Raw genomic sequence first — 15183 nt, 5'->3', positions numbered from 1 at the left:
CGGCAGGCATAAGGAGGAACCATGGCTTTTAATACGAAGGTCGATGTAGCCGATACCGAGCTCGAGGAGAACGAGGCGGTCGTCGCCGAAGCTGAGGATGTGACGCTCGAGGATGAGGCTCTCGTCGAGGCCGAGTCCGATACGGATGAGGACGACGAGGAAGCGGATGAGTCCGAGGACTCGCTGACCTATTCCAACGGCGTGATCGAGAAGATCGTTGCCATGGCCACCCGCGAGGTTCCGCACGTTCTGGGCATGAAGGGTAACCTCATGCACTTTGTGCAGGAGCAGTTTGGTGCCGAGAATCTGACCAAGGGCGTGACGGTCGAGGTCACCGACGATAATCGCGTGGTCGTCAACATCTCCGTCATCATCGAGTACGGCGCCTATGCGCCCGCGATCTTTGACGATGTTAAGGCACGTGTCACCGAGCGCCTTGCCGCGATGACTGGCCTTGAGGTGGCGGGCGTCAACCTGCGCATCGAGGATGTCATCACCCCCGAGGAGTACGAGCACCGCACCAGCCAGCACGAATAACCTTCCAAAAAGGGACAGGTTTGTTTTGGCAGGTTTTATCTGCGAAAACATTAAACGGCCGACCGCGCAAGCAAAAGCGTGGCCGGCCGTTTTTGTACGCTCCCGATATAGTCATACCGCTCGTCTAACTAAGGGTTGCAATCCCCACGTTCCGCGTTACTCTAATGGGCGCATTGTTTCCAAATTGTTAACGAGGGGTTGCCGTAATGGCCGACGAGCACGAAACAGAAAGCAAGGCATGGGCAATTGAGGCCGCTGCGGCAGAGGCGGCGTCGCGTGCTGCCGAGGAGGTGCATCGTCCTCCCGTAGTGCCGATGGAACGCGTGGTCGATCGCGATGTTATCGAGCGGGGCGAGCGCGCTGGTCGCAAGCGCAGCCAGGAGCCGGGCTTTCCGCGCTTTTTTGCCGAGCTCAATTTGGGCCTGATCCTCACGGCCTTTGCCATCGTCGCGTTTAAAACCCCTAATCACTTTGCTTTTGGCGGCACCTCGGGCGTGTCGGTCATTCTGTCCACGCTGTTCCCGACCCTGCCCGTCGGCGTCTTTATGTGGATTATCAATGCGGTCCTGGTCGTTCTGGGCTTTATCTTTTTGGAGCGCAAGGCAATCCTGTGGAGTGTCTTTGCCTCGTTTGCGCTGTCCGCCTATGTTTCGCTGTTTGAGCTCTTTATTCCGACCGATGTCTCGATGACGGGCGATATGTGGCTCGACCTGTGCTTTGCCGTGATTCTGCCGGCGCTCGGCAGCGCCATCGTCTTTGATATTGGTGCCTCGACGGGCGGCACGGACATCCTCGCCATGATTCTCAAACGCCGCACGACGCTTGAGATCGGCCGTGCGCTGCTGCTGGTCGATATCGGCATCGTGACCATCGCGGCCTTCTTGTACGGCCCGCGCGTCGGTCTGTATTGCGTGCTCGGCCTGTTTGCCAAGACGCTTGTGGTCGACAAAGCCATCGAGAGCATCCACCTGCGTAAAGTCTGCACGGTCATTTGCTCCGAGCCCCTTAAGGTCGAGGAGTTTATCGTCAAGCATCTCAACCGTACGGCGACTATCAGCCGCGGCTACGGTGCTTTCTCGGGCAAGTGCGTGACGGTGATCATGAGCGTGCTAAGCCGTCGCGAGGCCGTGCAACTGCGCCGCTATGCGCGCGAAGTCGATCCGGGTGCCTTTATCACGATTGTCGACAGCTCCGAGATCGTCGGCAAGGGTTTCCGCGGAACGAACTAACGCGGTCGAGCTCATCAAACAATCGAATAGCGCCCTGCGCATTGCAAATGCGTCATGTTGGAGTATTTGTCCCCACATTGGGTGATAATGATGCCAAAGACATCGTTTGCGATCCAGATGATTCGTTCAAGATACGAAGGGATGATTCTATGTTCTGCTCGCAGTGTGGCGCCCCCATGGGCGATAACGACAAGTTCTGCGGCACGTGTGGTGCCCCCAATGCCGGTGCCGCAGCCTCTGCCCCTCAGGGTCAGCCCCAGCAGTTTGTTCCGCAACCGCCCGTGGCGAATGCGTCCAAGGGCTGTGTGGCTCAGGCGTTTGAGGATATGACCAAGACTCCGGGCGTGCTGCAGCGCGTGTGCCAGATTGCCTTTTTACCGGCGCTGATTTGTGTTGTGTCGGTACTCGTGCTGTTTATTCCCGTTATTGGCGGCATTGCGGCTGCCATCGGCTTTTTGGCAGCTTGCATTGCGAGCGTGTGTGGTTCCGGCTTTGGTATTGAGTGGGGTCGCGATCTGTCGCTCAAGGTTGATGGCGGTATGGATCGTCCACTCATGCGTTCCACGTCGTTTGGCCTCGGAGTCTTTTCGAGCGTTATCTCGGTCGTGCTCGAGGTTATCGCTGCCATTCCCGTTATCGGTGTAGTGCTTTCGCTGGTGGAGAGCGTGGTAATTGGCGCCGCGGGCTCGTATTCGTATTACGGCTCCTATGCACTCGAGGCAGCGCTGTTTGGCTCGCTTGGCCTGCTTGTCCTGGCTATGATTGCCACGGCGGTCTTGGGGGTCTTCTTTAAGATGTTCGCCGACATTGCCGTGATGCACTTTGCGGTGACCGGTCGTGTCGAGAGCGCGTTTTCGCTCGACAAGGTCTGGGCGGCGTTTAAGCACAACAAGACCAAGCTGTTCTGCGCTTCGTTCCTTCCCGAGTTTTTGACGGGTCTGGTCGCCAACGTTGTCACATGGATCCTGACGCTCGTCTTCGGCGCCATTGCCTCTGTCGGTATGTATAACTACTACTACCGTCCTTCGGCTATTGAGGCGCTTGTTACCGGCGGTGGCATCACGCTCGTATTGTTCTTGGTGCTGACGGCGTTTGTCACGGTATTCCTTACGGTCTTTGGCAAGATGCTCAAGCATCGTGCCGTTGGCTATTGGGTTGCGCGCTACGCAAGCGAGTGGGCCGACGAGGACAAGGACGACGTCCTGACTTTTGTGCTGCCGTTTGAGAAGAAGTCTGCTCCGGCTGGTTTTAGCGCCGACGCAGCGCCCGTATCCGATTCCGCTGCGGCGCCGGCGCCTGCGCCCGAGCCCGAGCCCGAGCCCGAGCCTGAGTCTGAGCCTGAGCCTGAGCCTGAGCCTGAGCCCGCGCCCGTGCCCGTGCCTGAGCCCGAGCCTGCGCCAAGCTCCGACGAGGACCCGCAGGACGAGTAACCCTGCCACCTGCCATTTGGGGACGGGGTAGAAACGGTAGAAATAGCGCTTGACAAATAAGCGGGGGCGGACGTGCCGAAGCGTCCGCCCCCGCTTTGATATCGCGATGCGGCTATGACTGCGAGATGGTCGTGGATCGACTACTCGTCGTGCTTCTCCTCGCGGCGAGCGGCGGCACGTGCATCGTGGATGCCCTTGATTGCGGCGTGTCGGGCGGTGCGGGCATCGTGCATGGCGTCGCGGGCCTCGGCGGCCGTGGCCTTGGCAGAGCGCAGTTTGGCTGCCAGGTCGGGGTTGGTCTCGGCGACCGCGGCAATCGTGGGGCCGTCGAGCTCCTCTTGCGTGGGCTCGGCCAAAAAGTCGATGGCATATTGGGCGGCCACCATGGAGCCCTTTGCCAGCACAGTCTCGTCGATCTTGTAGAAGCAGGAATGTTGGGCGTACGTGGCGCCAATCTTGGGGTTGCGCGTACCTACAAAGGCGAGCACGCCCGGTACGCGGCGCAGGTACTCCGAAAAATCCTCGCCCGAGAGCGTGCCGCGGTAATGACCTTGACCGGTGGGGCCCAGGCATTTGATTACTGCCTGGCGGCAGCGCTCGCTCGAGGCGGCATCGTTTTCGACCTTGTAATTGGCGATGGTGTAGTCGGTGAGCTCTGCCTCGGCGCCCAAGGCGGCCGCGGTATGCTCCACGATGCGGCGCATGAGCTCCGGCATTTCCTCGTGGGTCGAATCGCCGTAGGTGCGCACCGTGCCGGCGAGGTAGGCCGTGCCGGCGATAACGTTGCGCGCGGTGCCGCCGTGCAGCTCGCCGACGGTAATGACGGCCGGCTCGTAGGGACTGATCTCGCGCGAAACGATGGTCTGCAGAGCGTTGACGATCTCGGCGGCAACCATAACGGCGTCGTGACCGCGCTGGGGCATGGCGCCGTGGCACGAGGTGCCGCGGACGTCGATGCGGAACCAGTCGGTATTGGCCATGCGCGGTCCGGGCTCGCAGCTCACGGTGCCGGCGTCGACCTCACTCCAGATGTGCGCGGCGTAGGCGCCATCGACGCCGTCGAGCACGCCCGTGCCGATCATGAGCTTGGCGCCCTGGCCGTTTTCCTCGCTGGGCTGGAACACGATGCGGACTTCGCCGTGGATGTCGTCGGTCATATGGCGCAGGATCTGCAGCGTGCCGAGCATCATGGCGATGTGGCAGTCGTGGCCGCAGGCGTGCATGCAGCCCTCGTTGACGCTGGCAAACTCCTCGCCGGTCTGCTCGGTGACGGGCAGGGCGTCGATGTCGGCGCGCAGCAGGATGCGGCGGCGTGGCGTGCCGTCCTCGTGGTAGGCATCCGGCGCGGTGCCGCGAAGGGTCGCCACCAGGCCCGTCTTGAGGGGACGCTCGTAGGGGATATTCATGGCGTCGAGCTGGTTGGCGATGTCGGAGGTCGTGCGCTCCTCGGCAAGGCTCAGCTCCGGGTGCTTATGGAAGTGCCGGCGCTGCTTGATGATATAGGGTTCAAACTCGGTAGCGATATCTTGGATGGCTGCGGTGACGTCGTCAGCCGCTCGCACCTCGGTCGCCGCCATAATCTGCTGTGCCTTGGTCTTCGTCATGGTCGATTTGCTCCTTGCTGGGTTGATCGCAAAATCGTACAGGCTCTCTCCAGTATGCCACCTGCCGCTAGGGCTGGTAAAGTTGCCGTTTGCCGCTTGGGGTTTTGTTACAAGGGCGGGGGAGTACACTCGGGGGTGTTGAATTTCCTGCCAGAGATGGGGATGCCCATGCAACATATCGATCGGATTATCCGCTCCAAGAACGTCTTTACCGCGCAAGACGGCATCGATACCGCCCGCGAGCTGGCGATTGCCATCGCAGGCGACCGTATCGTCGCAGTCGGTGCGCCCGATGACGTGATTGCCGCCGCGCCTGCCGCCACGCCGGTTATCGACTACGGCGAGCAGTTTGTCTGCCCCGGTTTCCACGATGCGCACCTGCATTTCTTCCATACTTCGGTTGGCTCCTCGCCGTACATGCTCATGGATATGGGCACGTCCGAGGCGGCGCTGGTGCAACACGCGCTCGAGTTTTCCCAGGACCTGCCCGACGACGCTTGGGTTGTGACTCAGGGCTGGCGCGACTACCGTTGGGACCCGCCCGAGCATCCTACCAAGGCGTCGCTCGATGCGGCATTCCCCGATCGCCCCTGCGTTATGTATTCGGGTGACGGGCACACGCTTTGGCTCAACAGCCGCGCACTCGAGGCGCTCGGCGTCACGCGCGACAGCGAGCCGCCAGCGGGCGGCAGCTACGACAAGGACGCAAACGGCGAGCTCACGGGCATTGCTCACGAGGCGGCTGCCATGCAGCTGCTACCGCGCTGCCTTGAGTGGCTGGGCGAGGATCGCATCGCAAGCGCTTACGCCGATCAAATGAGGCGTATGGCCGAGCAGGGCATCACCTCGATATGCGATATGTCGCTCATGCCCATGCCGGGCTGCGATTTTATCCGCGACGACGTCTACGACAAACTGCAGGCAGCCGGCAAGTTGGGCATCCGAGCCCATCTGTTCCCCACGCTGCTGGATGACCAGTCGCACTTGGAAGAGCTGCAGGCACGTTACGCGAACAATGTGCTGCTCTCGGCACCGGGCTTTAAGCAGTTCTTCGACGGCGTGTCGAGCGAACACACGGCGTATCTCACCGAGCCCTATACCAATCCGCGCTTCCCGGGCGACCAGGGCCGTCTGACGGTTCCCGCCGAGCGCATGCGCAAGCTAGTTCTGGCGGCCGCGGAGCGCGGCCACACCGTGCGCATCCACGTCATCGGCGACGGTGCCATCCATGCCGCGCTCGATATCTTTGAGGAGGCGGCAGAGCTGTACGGCCTGCCCCAGCACGGTCATAACACGCTCGAGCATCTGGAGAACCTCTTGCCCGAGGACATCGATCGTCTACGCAAGCTTAACGTCGTTGCCTCGAGCCAGCCCTGCCATATCACGCTCGACCCAGGTGGTCCGGAGCGCGACCTGGGCTTGGAGCGCAGCCGCATCATGTGGCCGTTTGCAACCTATAAGCAGCGCGGCATCCGCCAAGCCTTCGGTACTGACAGCCCTATCACGCCCGTTACCAGCATGAACGTGCTCTACACGGCTATCACGCGCCAGGACCCCAAAAGTCACTGGCCCGAGGGCGGCTGGCTGCCGAGCGAGCGCATCGATGCAGCAACAGCCCTGCGCAACTACACCCTGGGCAGCGCCTATGCAGCGGGCGACGAGCAAAACCTCGGCAGCCTAGAACCCGGCAAATACGCCGACCTGGTAGTCCTGGACCAAAACCCACTCACCATCGACCCCCAAGAACTCCAAGCCACCAAGGTTCAGGCCACCTACCTGGCAGGTAACTTAATCTACGAGCGCTAACCTCATACCCCACTCATAAGGGGCACGTTTCAGCAACGTGTCCCTTTCTTATTCGCACCATCCGCATCGCCATTTTGCTGCACTGACTTTTCTGAATGCCGGGTCCGAATTAGTTAACCTGGCTCCCGTGTGGCTCCGGAGGGGCGGGGCATAAGGTTTATCGCGAGTTCCGCACGAGCCGAAGGCCACTTAATGTGGCCTTCGTGCGAGCAGGACTGCCCGAGCAGGAAACCTTATGCCCCGCCCCTCCGGAGCCACACGGGAGCCACTGCTAAGTTATCCCCCGGCATTCAGAAAATCTAAGTGCCAAAAAATAAGATTTTTTGACTCCGTGTTGTATAACCCGCCATTCGTGGGTACCATTCAACGCGTACGCAAACAAAAAGGGTTAATTCGCGTGGTATAACCGCGCGGCCCAAAAAGGAGGAGACAAGCATGTCGTCTTTGAAGCCGCTTGCAGATCGTGTTCTGGTCAAGCCCGACGAGGCCGAGCAGAAGACCGCTTCTGGTCTGTATATCGCCAGCAACGCTCAGGAGAAGCCGCAGCGCGGCACCATCGTTGCCGTTGGCGCCGGCAAGGTCAACGACAAGGGTGAGCGCATCCCCATGGACGTCAAGGTCGGTGACGTTGTCATCTACGGTAAGTTCGGTGGCAACGAGGTCAAGGTCGACGGTGAGAAGTATCTGCTGATGCGCGCCGACGACATCTATGCCGTCGTCGAGGCCTAGTCTCGTCAGAATCTCTGATTCGTCTTTGAACGCGCCCGCCGCATAGGACTCGGAAGCGGCGACGCGAGTCACATTTCTTTTGGAGGATTACCTACCATGGCAAAGAACATTACGTTCAACACCGATGCCCGCGCTAAGCTCGCCAAGGGCGTCAACACTCTGGCCGACGCCGTTACCGTCACCATGGGCCCCAAGGGCCGTTACGTTGCGCTGCAGCGCACGTTCGGCGCCCCGACCATCACCAACGACGGCGTTTCCGTCGCTAAGGAGATCGAGCTCGAGGACAACATCGAGAACATGGGCGCTCAGCTGGTGAAGGAGGTCGCCACCAAGACCAACGACACCGTGGGCGACGGCACCACCACCGCAACCCTGCTCGCTCAGGCCATCGTCAACGACGGTCTGCGCAACGTCGCCGCTGGCGCCAACCCGCTGGCCATCCGTCGCGGCATCGACAAGGCTGTAAACGCCGCCGTCGCCGAGATGAAGAAGCAGGCCAAGCCGGTCGAGACCAAGGAGCAGATCGCTTCCGTCGGTACCATCTCTGCCGGTGACCCCGAGGTCGGCGAGAAGATCGCCGAGGCCATGGAGGTCGTGGGCAAGGACGGCGTCATCACCGTCGAGGATTCCCAGACGTTCGACATCACCATCGACACCGTCGAGGGCATGCAGTTCGACAAGGGCTATGTCTCCGCTTACTTCGTCACGGACAACGACCGCATGGAGGCCGTGATGAAGGATCCGTACATCCTCATCACCGACCAGAAGATCTCCAGCGTTCAGGACATCATGCCCGTTCTCGAGGCTGTCCAGCGCGCTGGCCGCGGCCTGCTCATCATCGCTGAGGACATCGACGGCGAAGCTCTGCCGACCCTGGTCCTCAACAAGATCCGTGGCGCCCTCAACGTCTGCGCCGTCAAGGCTCCGGGCTACGGCGATCGCCGCAAGCGCATCCTCGAGGACATCGCCGTCCTCACCGGTGGCCAGGCTGCCCTGGACGAGCTGGGCGTGAAGGTTGCTGACATCACTGCCGATATGCTCGGTACCGCTAAGTCCGTCACCATCTCCAAGGACAACACCGTCGTCGTCGGTGGCGCTGGCTCCAAGGAGGCCATCGACGCTCGTATCGCTCAGATCAAGGGTGAGATGGAGAACACCACCTCTGACTTCGACCGTGAGAAGCTCCAGGAGCGCCTGGCCAAGCTCTCCGGTGGCGTTGCCGTCATCAAGGTCGGCGCTGCTACCGAGTCCGAGCTCAAGGAGATCAAGCACCGCGTCGAGGACGCCCTGCAGGCAACTCGCGCTGCTGTCGAGGAGGGCATTGTCGCCGGCGGTGGCGTCGCCTTCATGGACGCTGCTCCTGCGCTCGATGCTGTCGAGATCGACGACCCCGAGGAGAAGATTGGCGTCGATATCGTCAAGAAGGCTCTGACCGCTCCGGTCGCCACCATCGCCAAGAACGCTGGCTTTGAGGGCGCTGTCGTGGTCGACAAGGTTGCCGAGCTGCCCGCCGGCCAGGGTCTCAACTCTGCCAACGGCGAGTGGGGCGACATGATCGAGATGGGCGTCCTCGACCCCGTCAAGGTCAGCCGCGTCACCCTGCAGAACGCTGCTTCTGTCGCCAGCCTGATTCTCATCACCGAGGCTACCGTCTCCGATGTGCCCAAGAACACTCAGCTTGAGGACGCTATCGCTGCTGCTACCGCTGGTCAGCAGGGCGGCGGTATGTACTAAGGCCGACAAGGTCTAGAACTCCCACCGGGAATCCGGGGGCGTGACGGGGTCTTCTCTCCGGAACGTCCTCGGATTCCCTGCGTTTACGGCCTTGAGGTCGGCGGGCGGAGGAGGACGTGGTTGTGGGGGATGCGTGTCCCGGTCGCTGTTTCGCGGCTCTGCCGCGAAAGGCGCGCTACTTTGGGGCGGATGGAGGACGTGGTTGTTGCGCCAACTTGTCCCTACCGCATTTCTGGAGCGTTTTCCCATCATAAATTACCCTCGGCATACTTGCGCGAACACCTGCTCGTGCTACACTTGCAATTGCTGTTTCAGGGCGGGGTGGAATTCCCCACTGGCGGTAAATCGGGCGGTGTCAAAGGGGCGCCGTGGCGCAGGCGAGATGCCTGCGGCCGAGCCGATGAGTCCGCGACCCGTGTGTGCGTTGGTTCGCATGCCGGCTGAACTGGTGAGATTCCAGTACCAACGGTTAGAGTCCGGATGAAAGAGGCAGGTGATCTTATGTCTGAACAGTCGCAGCATATCCATTTTGAGAACACGAATAGGTGGAGCACCAAACAGCTCGTTACCATGGCGCTGATGTGTGCCTTGGGCGCGTTGTTTATGTATGTGCAGCTACCCATCCTTCCTTCGGCGCCGTTTTTGACGTATGACCCGTCGCTGGTGCCGGCGATGGTGTGCGGTTTTGCGTATGGTCCTGGCGCCGGTACTGCTGTTGCCGCCATGGCGATTGTTATCCATGCGCTTACCACGGGCGATTGGGTCGGCGCACTTATGAACCTGGTGGCTACGCTGGGCTACATTCTGCCCGCGGCTATCGTCTACCAGAAGATGCATACCTATAAGGGTGCCGTGATTGGCCTAGTGTTCGGTGTCATTGCCGCTACGGCGCTGTCTATGGTCGCTAACCTTACCATTGGCGTATGGTTCTGGTATGGCTCGGTCGATGTGATCGCCCCGCTCATGATTCCTGCCGTGCTGCCGTTCAACCTCATCAAGACCGTGCTCAACTCGGTGTTGACGCTGGCGGTGTACAAGGCGGTCTCTAATCTCATTACGCCCAAGAAGGACCAGGTCAAAGGCCGCGCATGATTGAGTGTCGGGGCGTTTCCTTTAGCTATGACGGTGCCACACCGGCACTCGACGGCATCGATCTGAACATCGAGGATGGCGAGTTTTTCTGCATCCTCGGCGGAAACGGGTCGGGCAAGTCGACGTTCGCCAAGCATTTGAACGCGCTGCTGCAGCCCGATACGGGAACGGTGCGCGTCAACGGCATGGACGCGTCCGATCCCGAGCTGGTCTACGACATCCGCTCGACTGCGGGCATGGTGTTCCAGAACCCGGATGATCAGCTGGTGGCGACGCTTGTCGAGGACGATGTTGCCTTTGGTCCCGAAAACTTGGGCGTGCCATCGGCCCAGATCGCGCAGCGTGTGCGAGATGTGCTGAAGGCCGTGGGCCTGGTGGGCTTTGAGCGCCACGAGACCCACGCGCTCTCGGGTGGCCAAAAGCAGCGCGTGGCGCTCGCCGGCGTACTTGCCATGGAGCCGCGCGTGCTTATCTTGGACGAGGCCTCCTCGATGCTCGATCCGCGTGGACGCAAGGGCCTCATGAAGGCTTGCCGCGCGTTGCACGCTCGCGGCATGACCATCGTGATGATTACGCACTTTATGGAAGAGGCCGCCGAGGCCGATCGAGTCGCGGTGTTTCAGGCGGGGCGCGTTGCCATGCTCGGTACGCCCGAGGAGATTCTGACGCGGGCGGATGAGCTCGCGGAGCTCAACCTGGATATGCCGGCGTCGTGTCGCCTGGGCAGGGCGCTTCGTGCGAAGGGCGTGCCCGTTTGCGCACGGGTACGCGAGGCGGATATGGTCGCCGAGATCGCGCAGGCTTATGTTGAGCGAAATGTGGCGGGCGCCACGGGGCAGCCTTCCGTGCCCGATGCTCGTATCCTCGATAACGCCTCCTCCGCGACCGACGAGACAAACGTTTCGGAGCCCGTTATCGAGATTTCCCACCTTTCGTATAGTTACTCGCTGAGCGTCCGCGAGCGTCGTCGCTGGCATAAGCGCTCGGCCGTTGCGGGCAAATCGAGCAAACAGGCTCTCTGGGGAAACGACCCCAGCAGCCCGTGGGCGCTGCGCGATGTATCGCTGACGGTGCGTCGCGGCGAGTTCCTGGGCTTAGCAGGTCATACCGGTTCGGGTAAGTCGACGCTGGTCCAGCATCTCAACGGGCTGATTCGTCCGCAGGAGGGAAGCGTTTGCGCGCTGGGGCTCGACTTATCAAGCAAGAAAGATGCCGCCGCGGTTAAGGCCAAGGTCGGCGTGGTGTTTCAATATCCCGAGCGTCAGCTGTTTGCCGAAACCGTGACGCAGGACGTGGCGTTTGGCCCGCACAACCTTGGCTTGTCGCAGGCCGAGGTTGTCCGCCGCGTTGAGTCATCGCTCGCGCGCGTGGGCCTCGACTTGGCCACGGTGGGCGACAAGAGTCCCTTTGAGCTTTCGGGTGGCCAACAGCGGCGCGTGGCGTTTGCCGGCGTGCTTGCCATGGAGCCCGAGGTCCTGGTACTCGATGAGCCCATGGCGGGGCTCGATCCGGCGGCGCGCAGTGATTTCCTGGGGCTCATCGATCGACTTCACCATGGGGGCCTGACCGTCGTCATGGTCTCACACAGTATGGATGACCTTGCCAATTGCTGCGATCGTATTGTCGTGATGAACGAGGGCACGGTGTTTGCTGAGGGCACGCCCGCTCAGGTTTTTGCGCATGCGGATGAGCTTAAATCAATCGGCTTGGGTGTTCCCGCTGCCCAGCGCATGGCGTTGGCGCTCGCGGAAGCGGGCGTGCCGCTGCATCGCGGCGGGCTCTATACGGTTGAGTCGTTGGCCGACGAGTTGGCAGATTTGCCGATCGGTCGCTCAGGCGGTTCTTCTAACGTCTCGGACAAGGCCAAATCCGAAACGGTCGCGCGAGAGGAGGGTTGCTGATGGAGGCGTTTTCGTTTGGCAGCTACTATCCGAGCGATAGCGCGATCCATCACCTGGATCCGCGCACCAAGCTGCTCCTGGGCTTTGTGTTTTTGATCACGACGCTGACCGTCGGCGGCTTCCGCGGATTGGCCCCGGTCGCAATTTTCGTCGTGCTGATCTATGCCGTGTCCCGGGTGCCGTTGCGCCGGGTCCTATCATCGATGGCACCGCTGCTGGCAATCGTCGTCGTGGTCGCGGTGCTCAACTTGTTTACCGATCAGAGTGGGCGCATCCTGTGGCAGCTCGGCTTTCTGCAGATAAGCGAGGGCTCACTGCGTTCTGCCGCCTTTATGGCGTGCCGCCTGACGTTGATGATGTCCGGCATGAGCGCCATTACGCTCACCACGCCCACGCTCGACCTCACCGCGGGCTTTGAGCGCCTGCTCGCGCCGTTTGCGCGTGTGGGACTTCCTGCGCACGAGCTCGGCATGATCATGGGTATCGCGCTACGCTTTATGCCGCAGTTTGCCACCGAGATGAAGCAGACGGCCGATGCGCAGGCAAGCCGCGGTGCACGCGTGACGGGAGGTCCGCTCGGCGGCGTGCGTATGCTCGGCAGTGTGGCGATTCCACTGTTCACGGGCGTGTTCCGTCATGCCGAGACGTTGTCTGCCGCCATGGATGCACGCTGCTATCACGGCGAGCAGGGCCGCACGCGTCTGCATGCACTTGCATTTCGCCGCGGGGATGCGCTGGCTGCGGTTGTGACGATGCTGCTGTTTGCGTGTGTCATCGTCGTCAACCTTCAACTTGTTTAGGCGCGATTCGAGCGCAAGAAAGGGGTCCCTATGACCGACAACGACCGCACGGCTCAGCTTGAGCGCGCCTGTTCGTATCTCAGGCGCATTCCGGCGTGGTATCTTGCCACGACCGATGTGACCGACGGGCATCAGCCTCGCGTGAGGCCGTTTTCGTTTGCCATGGTCGATGACGGTAAGCTGTGGTTTTGCACGTCGCGCGACAAGGATGTGTGGGCGGAGCTGAGTGCGAATCTCAAGTTTGAGCTCTCGGGCTGGAAGCCGGGGGAATGTTGGGTCGTGTTGACCGGCGAGGCCGCACTTGAGGACGACGCGGTTGCGAGCGACAAGGTGCGTCAAGCGGGTTTTAAGCACATGGTGGGCATTGGCGAGGAACACGAGAGTGCCAGCGACGGCCGCCTTGCTTTCTTTTCGGTCCGCAACATTGCCGCGCGCTTCTGTGATATCGACGGCAGCGAGGAGCGCCTGGAGCTCTAGCGCGTCTCAAATTAACTACCCGTTCCGAATTAGCTAGCGCCAGGAGGACACATGGACGGATTGAATACGGTGTTGGAGTATCTGACGTCGGTGCCGGCATGGTATTTGGCGACGAGCGTTGACGGACAGCCTCATGTGCGTCCGTTTTCGTTTGCGCAGATCCAGGATGGCAAGCTGTGGTTTGTAACAGCGCGCACCAAAGATGTGTGGCAAGAGCTGCTGCAAAACCAGCGCTTTGAGGCCACGAGTTGGTGGCCGGGCCATGACTGGCTCATCTTGCGCGGGCGTGCCGGCTTGGATGACCGGGCTTTAGGCGAAATGCGCGAAGCCGGGTGGAAGCATCTAGAGCACCTGGGCGAGCACTATGAGGGGCCTAACGACCCCACGCTCGTCTTCTTTAGCGTCGAGGATCCCGAGGCTTTTATCTGCAATCACGACGAATGGGTGCCGGTCGAGCTCTAGCCAGCTGGCTCATCCTAACAACTTGGTTTTCGCATGGGCGGGCCCCGTATTGCCCGGCGCCGTTAGGAGCGCCGGTCAATACGGGGCCCGCTCCATTTGTCAATTCCTTCAAGCGAATGTGTCGGGAATGTTTCAATGCATGAATATGCAAGCCATTTACGTATTCATGCATCTTTTGGTGCTAAAGTTTCAACCCACTTCATAACGACTGCTGCGAAATGCGCATCGGTGCATAAATCGCAGACAAGGAGTCTGATATGTCTTTGAAGGTTGGAATCGTCGGCGCGGCTGGATATGCCGGAGCCGAGCTCATTCGCCTCGTCCTCGGTCATCCCGAGTTTGAACTTGCTGCCATTACGTCCAACGCCGATGCCGGCCAGCCGTTGTCTGCGGTGTACCCGAGCTTCACCGGCGTAAGCGATCTTGTCTTTACGACGCATGATGCCCCTGAGCTCAAGAACTGCGACGCGGTCTTTTTGGCCGTGCCGCACACGGCTGCCATGGCACAGGTGCCCGCGCTGCTTGCATCGGGCGTCTCCTGCTTTGATCTTTCGGCCGACTACCGTCTGAACGACGCGTCCGTTTTTGAGGCTTGGTATGCCGCCGAGCATACGAGCCCCGAGCTGCTCAAGACCCGTGCCTTCGGTCTGCCCGAGCTGTTCTGCCAGGACTTGGAGACCGCCGCATCCGACCATGCCGACGGCAAACCCGTGCTGGTCGCCTGCGCCGGTTGCTATCCCACCGCAACGAGCCTTGCCGCCGCGCCCGCCGTGCGCGCGGGCTGGGTGGCCGAGAACGGCTCCGTGATTGTCGATGCCATCAGCGGTGTGACGGGTGCCGGCAAGTCCTGCAACGCTCGTACGCATTTTTGCAGCGCCGACGAGAATTTGGAAGCATACGGCGTGGGCAAGCATCGCCACACGCCCGAGATTGAGCAAATCCTTGGCCTGACCGATCGCGTCGTCTTTACCCCGCACCTGGCACCGCTCAAGCGCGGTCTGCTCTCCACGGTGACGCTGCCGCTCGCGCCGCAGGCTCTCGACACGCTGGCTCTTGAGGATGTCGTCGACCATTACAAGCAGTTCTACGCCGGTCGCACTTTTGTGCGCGTGCTCGATGCCGGCCAGCAGCCCAAGACGGCTTCGGTCGTCGGCACCAACGCTGCCCAGATTGGCCTCGCGCTCAACAAGCGCGCGGGCGTGCTGGTGGCGACGGGCGCCATCGACAATCTGTGCAAGGGCGCTGCGGGCCAAGCGGTCCAGTGCGCCAATATCGTCTTTGGCTTTGACGAGCGACGAGGCTTGCCCACAGTGGCGTGCCCGGTGTAGCACATTCGATTGTTAACGATTTGGTAGTCGGGCATCGAGTGGGGCGCCACTCTT

13 protein-coding genes and 1 riboswitch are annotated in these 15183 nt (G+C 61.1%); of the genes, 12 read left to right on the top strand and 1 reads right to left on the bottom strand.

Annotation, left to right across the window (positions count from 1 at the left end; genetic code table 11):
* Positions 1-21: 21 nt before the first annotated feature.
* The 3 genes from PMX70_RS07875 (at position 22) to PMX70_RS07865 (ending at position 3196) form a co-directional block, all read left to right on the top strand.
* Positions 22-537 (top strand): Asp23/Gls24 family envelope stress response protein, encoded by a 516-nt coding sequence (locus PMX70_RS07875; RefSeq protein ID WP_055251999.1) that lies wholly within the window; start codon positions 22-24, stop codon positions 535-537.
* A 206-nt stretch (positions 538-743) separates the two neighbouring features.
* Positions 744-1766, top strand: a complete 1023-nt coding sequence (locus PMX70_RS07870) for a YitT family protein (RefSeq protein ID WP_117584120.1) — start codon at positions 744-746, stop codon at positions 1764-1766.
* A gap of 149 nt (positions 1767-1915) precedes the next feature.
* Entirely contained in the window at positions 1916-3196 is a 1281-nt protein-coding gene (locus PMX70_RS07865) for a DUF4013 domain-containing protein (protein ID WP_271743282.1), read from the top strand.
* Between the two features lie 140 nt (positions 3197-3336).
* Here the strand turns inward: PMX70_RS07865 and PMX70_RS07860 are convergent, their stop codons facing one another.
* Positions 3337-4800 (bottom strand): M20 family metallopeptidase, encoded by a 1464-nt coding sequence (locus PMX70_RS07860; RefSeq protein ID WP_271743281.1) that lies wholly within the window; start codon positions 4798-4800, stop codon positions 3337-3339.
* A 162-nt stretch (positions 4801-4962) separates the two neighbouring features.
* On the opposite strand from PMX70_RS07860, the gene PMX70_RS07855 reads away from it, so the two are divergent.
* From PMX70_RS07855 to argC, 9 genes are all read left to right on the top strand, one after another.
* On the top strand, positions 4963-6606 hold the full coding sequence (locus PMX70_RS07855) for an amidohydrolase (RefSeq protein WP_271743280.1): 1644 nt from the start codon (positions 4963-4965) through the stop codon (positions 6604-6606).
* 435 nt (positions 6607-7041) lie between these two features.
* Positions 7042-7335, top strand: a complete 294-nt coding sequence (gene groES, locus PMX70_RS07850; RefSeq protein ID WP_022094351.1) for a co-chaperone GroES — start codon at positions 7042-7044, stop codon at positions 7333-7335.
* A 96-nt stretch (positions 7336-7431) separates the two neighbouring features.
* Positions 7432-9069 carry a chaperonin GroEL gene (gene groL / locus PMX70_RS07845; protein WP_006234938.1) on the top strand — a complete coding sequence of 546 codons (1638 nt, stop codon included), beginning with the start codon at positions 7432-7434 and terminating at the stop codon, positions 9067-9069.
* Positions 9070-9372: 303 nt separating this feature from the next.
* A riboswitch (FMN riboswitch) is annotated at positions 9373-9565 on the top strand.
* A gap of 5 nt (positions 9566-9570) precedes the next feature.
* Positions 9571-10161 (top strand): ECF transporter S component, encoded by a 591-nt coding sequence (locus PMX70_RS07840; protein ID WP_117563816.1) that lies wholly within the window; start codon positions 9571-9573, stop codon positions 10159-10161.
* Entirely contained in the window at positions 10158-12062 is a 1905-nt protein-coding gene (locus tag PMX70_RS07835) for an energy-coupling factor transporter ATPase (RefSeq protein ID WP_271743279.1), read from the top strand. Before PMX70_RS07840 ends, PMX70_RS07835 begins: the two co-directional genes overlap by 4 nt.
* A complete protein-coding gene (locus PMX70_RS07830) occupies positions 12062-12862 on the top strand; it encodes an energy-coupling factor transporter transmembrane component T family protein (protein WP_271743278.1) in 801 nt (266 codons plus the stop codon). Before PMX70_RS07835 ends, PMX70_RS07830 begins: the two co-directional genes overlap by 1 nt.
* A 30-nt stretch (positions 12863-12892) precedes the next feature.
* Positions 12893-13339 (top strand): pyridoxamine 5'-phosphate oxidase family protein, encoded by a 447-nt coding sequence (locus PMX70_RS07825; RefSeq protein ID WP_271743276.1) that lies wholly within the window; start codon positions 12893-12895, stop codon positions 13337-13339.
* A gap of 51 nt (positions 13340-13390) precedes the next feature.
* Positions 13391-13801 (top strand): pyridoxamine 5'-phosphate oxidase family protein, encoded by a 411-nt coding sequence (locus tag PMX70_RS07820; RefSeq protein ID WP_271743275.1) that lies wholly within the window; start codon positions 13391-13393, stop codon positions 13799-13801.
* A 257-nt stretch (positions 13802-14058) separates the two neighbouring features.
* On the top strand, positions 14059-15129 hold the full coding sequence (gene argC, locus PMX70_RS07815) for an N-acetyl-gamma-glutamyl-phosphate reductase (protein WP_271743274.1): 1071 nt from the start codon (positions 14059-14061) through the stop codon (positions 15127-15129).
* Positions 15130-15183: the final 54 nt, after the last annotated feature.

The organism is Collinsella aerofaciens (assembly GCF_028206795.1).
Lineage (GTDB): Bacteria > Actinomycetota > Coriobacteriia > Coriobacteriales > Coriobacteriaceae > Collinsella > Collinsella aerofaciens_AX.
This window is presented reverse-complemented; position numbering and strand designations above follow the sequence as displayed.

Bases quoted from the DNA above. Each gene is read 5' to 3' on its own strand.
- PMX70_RS07875 (WP_055251999.1), top strand. From the start codon at position 22: ATGGCTTTTAATACGAAGGTCGATGTAGCCGATACCGAGCTCGAGGAG.
- PMX70_RS07870 (WP_117584120.1), top strand. From the start codon at position 744: ATGGCCGACGAGCACGAAACAGAAAGCAAGGCATGGGCAATTGAGGCC.
- PMX70_RS07865 (WP_271743282.1), top strand. From the start codon at position 1,916: ATGTTCTGCTCGCAGTGTGGCGCCCCCATGGGCGATAACGACAAGTTC.
- PMX70_RS07860 (WP_271743281.1), bottom strand. From the start codon at position 4,800: ATGACGAAGACCAAGGCACAGCAGATTATGGCGGCGACCGAGGTGCGA.
- PMX70_RS07855 (WP_271743280.1), top strand. From the start codon at position 4,963: ATGCCCATGCAACATATCGATCGGATTATCCGCTCCAAGAACGTCTTT.
- groES (WP_022094351.1), top strand. From the start codon at position 7,042: ATGTCGTCTTTGAAGCCGCTTGCAGATCGTGTTCTGGTCAAGCCCGAC.
- groL (WP_006234938.1), top strand. From the start codon at position 7,432: ATGGCAAAGAACATTACGTTCAACACCGATGCCCGCGCTAAGCTCGCC.
- PMX70_RS07840 (WP_117563816.1), top strand. From the start codon at position 9,571: ATGTCTGAACAGTCGCAGCATATCCATTTTGAGAACACGAATAGGTGG.
- PMX70_RS07835 (WP_271743279.1), top strand. From the start codon at position 10,158: ATGATTGAGTGTCGGGGCGTTTCCTTTAGCTATGACGGTGCCACACCG.
- PMX70_RS07830 (WP_271743278.1), top strand. From the start codon at position 12,062: ATGGAGGCGTTTTCGTTTGGCAGCTACTATCCGAGCGATAGCGCGATC.
- PMX70_RS07825 (WP_271743276.1), top strand. From the start codon at position 12,893: ATGACCGACAACGACCGCACGGCTCAGCTTGAGCGCGCCTGTTCGTAT.
- PMX70_RS07820 (WP_271743275.1), top strand. From the start codon at position 13,391: ATGGACGGATTGAATACGGTGTTGGAGTATCTGACGTCGGTGCCGGCA.
- argC (WP_271743274.1), top strand. From the start codon at position 14,059: ATGTCTTTGAAGGTTGGAATCGTCGGCGCGGCTGGATATGCCGGAGCC.